We start from the raw sequence: 6,573 nt of genomic DNA on the forward strand, positions 1-6,573 counted from the left end.
CGATTTCCACGCGTTACCTTCCTTTCCATGCCATCTTGCACGCCAACACATCAGACGGACCGATGATCGACACCTTGACGCCAGGCGATGCGCTTTAGCGTGGAAATGGATGGCGGGCGGATACCGAAGATTTGAACTATGTTGAAAGGGAAAAATATCGCTCTCCCTGGCACAGGAGAGCGATACAGTCAGGCAATCAATATTGCCCGAATATCATTGACGTTGGTTAACGTCGGGCCGGTGATCAGCAAATCATTTAGCGCGTGAAAATAGCAGTAACTATCATGGCCATCCAGATATTGCACTGCATTAAGACCGCTCAGCTTGCCGCGCGCAAGCGTATCCGGGAAGACGATCGCACCTGCGGCATCTTCTGTGCCATCAATACCATCGCTATCTCCCGCCATGGCCCAGATACCGTGTTCCCCCTGGAGCGCACAGGCCAGACTGAGTAAAAACTCGGTATTGCGGCCCCCTTTTCCAGGCTGAGTGTTGTTTACTGTCACCGTGGTTTCGCCACCTGACAACAGCACAGCAGGCCCTGAAATCGGGTGACCATACTGCTTCGCCGATTTCGCCATACCGGCCATGACCACCGCCACTTCCCTGCTTTCACCTTCTATAGCATCCCCCAAAATAAGGGGGGTGAACCCATGTTGTCGTGCGGCCAGAGCCGCCGCCGCTAACGCCATCGCCGGCGTGGCGATAAGCCTGACCTCGCCTGTCGCGGCGTTTTCCACCGGGCCGGCCGGCTGGTTTAGCCGTTCGCTAACGGGCTTCGGGATCGCAATGCCATACCGCTGCAGTACCCGGAGCGCATCACGTGGTGCGCTGTTATCGGCAACGGTGGGGCCAGACGCTACGTCCGTCGGATTATCGCCAGGCACATCGCTGATAATCAGTGATACGATGCGCGCCGGTTGCGCCATGGTCGCCAGCTTTCCGCCTTTCACCGCTGAGAGATGACGACGTACCAGATTCATCTCTTTGATGCTGGCCCCGCTATGGAGCAGGGCCCGGGTGATGGTCTGCTTATCTGCCAGCGTTAACCCCCGGGCGGGCAGCGCCATCAGCGCCGACCCTCCCCCTGAAATCAATGCCAGCACCAGATCATCGGCAGTTAAACCGCGCAGCGTCTCCACAATCAGCATTGCGGCAACCTCGCTCATGGCATCTGATACGGGATGAGCCGCCTCAATAATGCGGATGCGGCCCGCAGGAACCGCGTAACCGTAACGCGTCACCACCACGCCCGACACCGCCACATCCGGCCAGGCCGCATCCACGGCAGCCGCCATTGCCGCGGACGCTTTACCCGCACCGATCACCACACAACGGCCGCGAGGTTTTTCCGGCAGGTTAGCCAGGGTCACCGGCCCGGCGCGGGCACTGTTGACCGCATGTTGAAAGATATCCTGCAGGATCTCTGCAGCCTGTTCGTTATTCATGTTTATGCGGTCTCGGCAATGTCAGCTTTAGCGTCAATGTAGTGCACCACGGCGCGTGTCACCTCCGCGGTATTGGCTGAGCCACCGACATCTGGCGTCAGAATGCCTTTTTCACACACATACTCAATGCTTTCCATAATCAGCGCAGCGGCATGGCGTTCGCCCAGATGTTCAAGCATCTGTACCGCGGTCCAGAAAGTGGCAATGGGGTTCGCAATCCCTTTGCCGGTGATATCGAATGCGGAACCATGGATCGGTTCGAACATGGAAGGGAAGCGGCGTTCAGGATCAATATTCGCGGTCGGCGCTACGCCCAGACTACCCGCCAGCGCGCCAGCCAGATCGGAAAGGATATCGGCGTGCAGATTGGTGGCAACGATGGTATCCAGGGTCTGGGGATGCAACGTCATACGGTGCGTCATGGCATCGACCAACATTTTGTCCCACTGCACATCCGGGAATTCCTGCGCCACTTCAGCGGCAATCTCATCCCACATCACCATACCATGGCGCTGGGCGTTGGATTTGGTCACCACGGTCAGCAGTTTACGTGGACGAGACTGTGCCAGTCTGAAGGCATAGCGCATAATGCGTGTCACCCCAACACGGGTAAAGATTGCCACTTCGGTACCGACTTCTTCAGGTAAACCACGGTGGGTACGGCCGCCGTTACCAGAATATTCACCTTCGGAGTTTTCGCGCACGATGACCCAGTCAAGATCGCCAGGCCCGCGGTTGCGCAGCGGTGAAGTGACGCCCGGCAGAATTTTGGTGGGTCGCACATTGGCGTACTGGTCAAAGCCCTGGCAAATAGGCAGCCGCAGGCCCCAGAGTGTGATGTGGTCAGGGACATCCGGGGCCCCCACCGCGCCGAAGTAAATGGCATCAAATGCTTTCAGCATGTTCAGCCCTTCTTCCGGCATCATCACGCCATGTTTTTTGTAATAGTCTGACCCCCAGTCAAAGGTCTCTATATCAAATTTCAGTTGCGGATCGTGGCGCGTCAGCGCGTGCAAGACTTCAATACCTGCCGAAATGACTTCCGGTCCGATACCGTCCGCAGGGATGGCAGCAATTTTGTAGTGACGCATCGTTACTTCTCCAGTTAATGAGTATGAGGATGTGGAAGCTCTGCCGTCGGCGATTTGTTCGCTCTGGCAGAAAGAATCATGACCACGAGGGCCGAGAGCGCCAGCAATCCGGCGACAAAGTACAGGCCCCAGCTGTAACTACCGGTTTGCTCGCGGATCACGCCAATCATCATCGGGCCAACGAAACCGCCGAGGTTGCCGATGGAGTTGATAGCGGCAATGCCAGCGGCCGCAGCCGGGCCGCTGAGGAACAGGGTTGGCATGCTCCACAAAGGGGGTTTTGATGCGCTAATCCCCACGGTGACCAGCGTTAAGGCGACCATTACGGTAAACAATGTGCTGACATTACCGGCGTATATCAGCCCGGCAGCCGCCAGCAGGCAGGCGCCAATGACGTGCCAGCTGCGCTCTTTGGTTCGATCGGAATGACGCGCCCAGAGGATCATGGCGATGACGCCGATCACCGCCGGAAAGGCGTTCAGGAAACCAATCTCCAGCGAGGAAGCACCGAAACTGCGAATGATTTGCGGGGACCAGATGCCAAGCGTATACAGCCCGGCTGAGGTACCGAAATAGACCAGCGCCAGCGCCAGGACGCGTATATCCGCTAGCCCTCGCCATGCGCTGGAATGGCTCTGTTTTGCCGCCCGTGCCCGCTCCTCGTCTTGCATGGCGTTTTCCAGCCAGGCACGCTCTTGATCAGTCAGCCATTTGGCCTTGGCCGGACGATCCGTCAGGAAGAACAGAACCACAACACCGAGCACCAGCGCCGGCAAAGCTTCCAGTACAAACATCCACTGCCAGCCGGCGTAGCCAAGGAAGCCATGCATCTCCAGCAGTGCGGCCGAAACCGGCGATCCCAGTGCTGTCGACAGGGGAGCTGCGGCCATAAAGATGGCAGTGACCTGCGCACGCCTGGCGGCAGGAAACCAGTAGCTAAGATAGAGAATGATCCCCGGGAAGAAACCGGCTTCCGCCACGCCGAGCAGAAAACGCAGAATGTAGAAGCTCGTCGTGCCCTGCACAAAAGCCATGCAGCCAGAGACGAATCCCCAGGTAATCATGACGCGGGCGATCCAGATGCGGGCGCCCACTTTATGAAGAATTAAGTTTGACGGTACCTCAAACAGAAAATAACCCAGGAAGAAAATGCCAGCGCCCAGACCAAAAACGGTGGGTGAAAATCCCAGATCCTGATTCATGGTCAGGGCGGCAAAGCCAATGTTGACGCGGTCAAGGAAGGCAATGAAGTACAGCAGCATGATGAAAGGAATAATGCGCAGGGTAACCTTACGCATCACCTTCTTTTCGAGGTCGTTTTTCATGACGGGATGCTCCATAGTGATGTAGGGTTGTTATCGTTTTGTAATAATCCCAGTATGAAGTTTTGAACCGCTTTATCATCGGCACGGCTTTATATAAATAATTTGTATAATCAGGTTTTGGTGAAAAAATGGATATAAATCAGCTACGTTGCTTTGTGGTATTAGGTGATGAGCTTCACTTTGGCCGGGCTGCCCGTAAACTCGAAATGATGCCTGCGTCACTGAGTCGCTTCATCAAACTGCTGGAAGATGATTTGGGGATCAGGCTACTGAATCGATCGACCCGCAATGTGTCGCTAACGCCTGAAGGTGCCGCCTTTTTAAATGAGGCCAAAACGGTCATTGCTGATTTCGATGCGCTACGGCAGCGATTCCGTAAAAATACCCTGTTACAGAAAAGAACATTGCGGATCGGGGCTATCGACAGCGCAGCCAAAGGATTACTTCCTGAATTGCTTAATCTTTTTGTCAGACGTTTTCCTGAGGCAGATATTCATCTTACGGAAGATAAATCTCACAAGCTGATTCCCCGACTCATTTCAGGGTGGCTGGATGTGGTCTTTGTACGCCCGCCGGAACATATTGATGCCACGCTGACAGCGCGTTTTATCGCCAATGAAACCTGCGTGCTCGCCGTGCCCGCTCATCACCGGCTGGTCAGTTATGACGAAGTCAGTATCGATGATTTCCGACACGAGCCGGTTATCTTGCCGGAAAGACGCACCCGGCGTCACAGCCATGACCTGACAATGAATATTTTCAAAGAGGGGGGCAGCATGCCTGTCATCGCGCAGTATGCTGAAGAGAAGCAGACTATCCTGAGTTTTGTTGCCGCAGGACTCGGCATTGCTCTGGTGCCAGCGTCCTATAAAGACATGAATGCCGACGGCGTGAAATACCTTGCGCTCACGCCGAAAAAGCATGTCGAAGGGCTCCCCCTCAGCGCGATGTGGCATCAGGGAAACAACACTCTCTATGTGAGATCCCTGCTGGAGATACTTTCCGACAACATCGACGAACTGACCCGTGAGTTGTGACGCAAAAGCTGATTGTTGCGCCAGGCGGCAACACACGAGAATTTAGCCTGGTTGCTGCAAACTGTCGGCGTATTTGCGCGTTAAGCGAAACAGCGCCTGCACTTCATCTTCCGGCCACTGCGCCAGCACCTGATTCATTAACCGCCGCCGCGCTACCGCAATACTGTCGATCATCTGTTGTCCGCTGGCGCTAAGCGTCACTTCGCTGATCCGTCGATCATGACGGTTCGGTTGCTTACAGGCGAGTCCCTGGGCTTCCAGTTTTTTCACCTGGCGGCTGACGGTGGTGTAATCGCGCCCTAAATGATCCGCCAGCTCAACCACCCCCACCGGGCCATGGCGCCCTACCGCCACAAGCAGCGGAAACAGCATCTGTTCCAGCTGGATGCCGGCTGCCTGCAGGATCTGCTCATCGCGCAGCGGCTGGTTCATTACGCTGATGATATCCAGCAGCGCGCCGTGAAAGTCGGTAATGTCGTAGTCATTATGTGCATCTTGCATGTATTAATTTACCGCGTATAGTGCTGCAAAACAATATGTGTATTTTACACATAATTCCCGACAGGAGATAATTTATGAAAGCAGCCGTGGTTTTTGATCTCGCAGAAGGCCCGGTTTGGGCCGATTTTATCGACCCGCAGCCCGCGCCCGGCCAGACGCTCATTGACGTCCGCGCCGCCGCGATAAGCCATGTGGTTAAGGCCCGGGCATCCGGACGCCATTACAGCTTCGACGGCAATCTGCCCTTTGTGCCTGGTATCGATGGCGTCGGCACCACACCTCAGGGCCAGCGCGTCTACTTCGCCTTCCCCACCGCCCCCTTCGGCAGTATGGCGCAGCGGGCGCCGGTCGCCCTGCAGAATTGTCTGCCGCTGCCGGATGCGCTCGATGATATCCAGGCGGCGGCAATGGCCAACCCCGGTATGTCCGCGTGGGCATCGCTGGTGACACGCGCCCAGCTTCAGGCCGGCGAAACGGTGCTGATTAATGGCGCCACCGGCAGCGCCGGTCAGTTGGCGGTACAGATTGCCCGCTATCTGGGGGCGAAAAAAATCATTGCAACCGGGCGCAATGCGCAGTCGCTCGCGGCGCTGGACGCCGATGAGTGTATTCAGTTAACCGCTGATGATAAAACCTTGAGCGGGCAATTTTCAGCGGTCAGCGCCGCGCAGATCGATGTGGTCATCGATTACCTGTGGGGACACAGCGCGGAATTATTATTGCCGGCACTGGCGAAATATACCCCTGCCGGCAGTCCGGTGCGCTATGTGCAGGTGGGTTCCCTGGCTGGCGCCGATATCGCGTTAAATGGCGCAGTGCTGCGTTCCGCCCCACTCCTGCTGATGGGCAGCGGGATCGGTAGCCTGTCGGTATCGCAACTGCTGGCGGCGACCGGTGAAATGCTGCAGGCGGCGGTGCCGGGGAAATTGACCATCGCCACCACCCCGCGGCCACTGCAGGAGATCGCGGCGGCCTGGCCGCAGGACGACAGCCAGAAGCGCACGGTTTTCACCCTAGGATAAAAAATCGCTTCCGCACAAAAGATGGGGTTGATATCTTAAATGAGAAATATTATCTTTCTCATCACTGAATAGTTGAGTAAATCACTCGGGTATTCAGTACGACATTGCTCACATTGCTTCCAGTATTTTTGCCCCCCCCCTTTCGGGGG

The 6,573-nt window shown here is 56.2% G+C and carries 6 protein-coding genes; 2 read left to right on the forward strand and 4 right to left on the reverse strand.

Features of this window, described 5'->3' with window-relative positions; genetic code table 11:
• Window positions 1–188: 188 nt before the first annotated feature.
• The 3 genes from HMPREF9538_RS17765 to HMPREF9538_RS17755 are packed head-to-tail and all read right to left on the reverse strand — an operon-like array spanning window position 189 to window position 3,864.
• The gene (locus HMPREF9538_RS17765) at window positions 189–1,448 is read right to left on the reverse strand and encodes a glycerate kinase type-2 family protein (protein WP_009484644.1); all 1,260 of its coding nucleotides are present in this window, start codon (window positions 1,446–1,448) and stop codon (window positions 189–191) included.
• Between the two features lie 2 nt (window positions 1,449–1,450).
• Window positions 1,451–2,539: a tartrate dehydrogenase gene (locus HMPREF9538_RS17760; RefSeq protein ID WP_002901724.1), complete on the reverse strand. Its 1,089-nt coding sequence runs from the start codon at window positions 2,537–2,539 to the stop codon at window positions 1,451–1,453.
• 14 nt (window positions 2,540–2,553) lie between these two features.
• Window positions 2,554–3,864, reverse strand: coding sequence for an MFS transporter (locus HMPREF9538_RS17755; RefSeq protein ID WP_002901722.1), 1,311 nt, complete (start codon window positions 3,862–3,864; stop codon window positions 2,554–2,556).
• Window positions 3,865–3,992: 128 nt separating this feature from the next.
• On the opposite strand from HMPREF9538_RS17755, the gene HMPREF9538_RS17750 reads away from it, so the two are divergent.
• Window positions 3,993–4,901, forward strand: coding sequence for a LysR family transcriptional regulator (locus HMPREF9538_RS17750; protein ID WP_009484646.1), 909 nt, complete (start codon window positions 3,993–3,995; stop codon window positions 4,899–4,901).
• Between the two features lie 42 nt (window positions 4,902–4,943).
• Here HMPREF9538_RS17750 and HMPREF9538_RS17745 read toward each other — a convergent pair whose 3' ends face one another.
• Window positions 4,944–5,402 carry a MarR family winged helix-turn-helix transcriptional regulator gene (locus HMPREF9538_RS17745; protein ID WP_002901718.1) on the reverse strand — a complete coding sequence of 153 codons (459 nt, stop codon included), beginning with the start codon at window positions 5,400–5,402 and terminating at the stop codon, window positions 4,944–4,946.
• A gap of 74 nt (window positions 5,403–5,476) precedes the next feature.
• On the opposite strand from HMPREF9538_RS17745, the gene HMPREF9538_RS17740 reads away from it, so the two are divergent.
• Window positions 5,477–6,424, forward strand: a complete 948-nt coding sequence (locus tag HMPREF9538_RS17740) for a quinone oxidoreductase family protein (protein ID WP_004190773.1) — start codon at window positions 5,477–5,479, stop codon at window positions 6,422–6,424.
• Window positions 6,425–6,573 lie beyond the last annotated feature (149 nt).

It is taken from the genome of Klebsiella sp. MS 92-3 (assembly GCF_000195655.1).
Lineage (GTDB): Bacteria > Pseudomonadota > Gammaproteobacteria > Enterobacterales > Enterobacteriaceae > Klebsiella > Klebsiella pneumoniae.

Coding starts and splice junctions, on each gene's coding strand:
- HMPREF9538_RS17765 (WP_009484644.1), bottom strand. CDS start 1,448: ATGAATAACGAACAGGCTGCAGAGATCCTGCAGGATATCTTTCAACAT.
- HMPREF9538_RS17760 (WP_002901724.1), bottom strand. CDS start 2,539: ATGCGTCACTACAAAATTGCTGCCATCCCTGCGGACGGTATCGGACCG.
- HMPREF9538_RS17755 (WP_002901722.1), bottom strand. CDS start 3,864: ATGAAAAACGACCTCGAAAAGAAGGTGATGCGTAAGGTTACCCTGCGC.
- HMPREF9538_RS17750 (WP_009484646.1), top strand. CDS start 3,993: ATGGATATAAATCAGCTACGTTGCTTTGTGGTATTAGGTGATGAGCTT.
- HMPREF9538_RS17745 (WP_002901718.1), bottom strand. CDS start 5,402: ATGCAAGATGCACATAATGACTACGACATTACCGACTTTCACGGCGCG.
- HMPREF9538_RS17740 (WP_004190773.1), top strand. CDS start 5,477: ATGAAAGCAGCCGTGGTTTTTGATCTCGCAGAAGGCCCGGTTTGGGCC.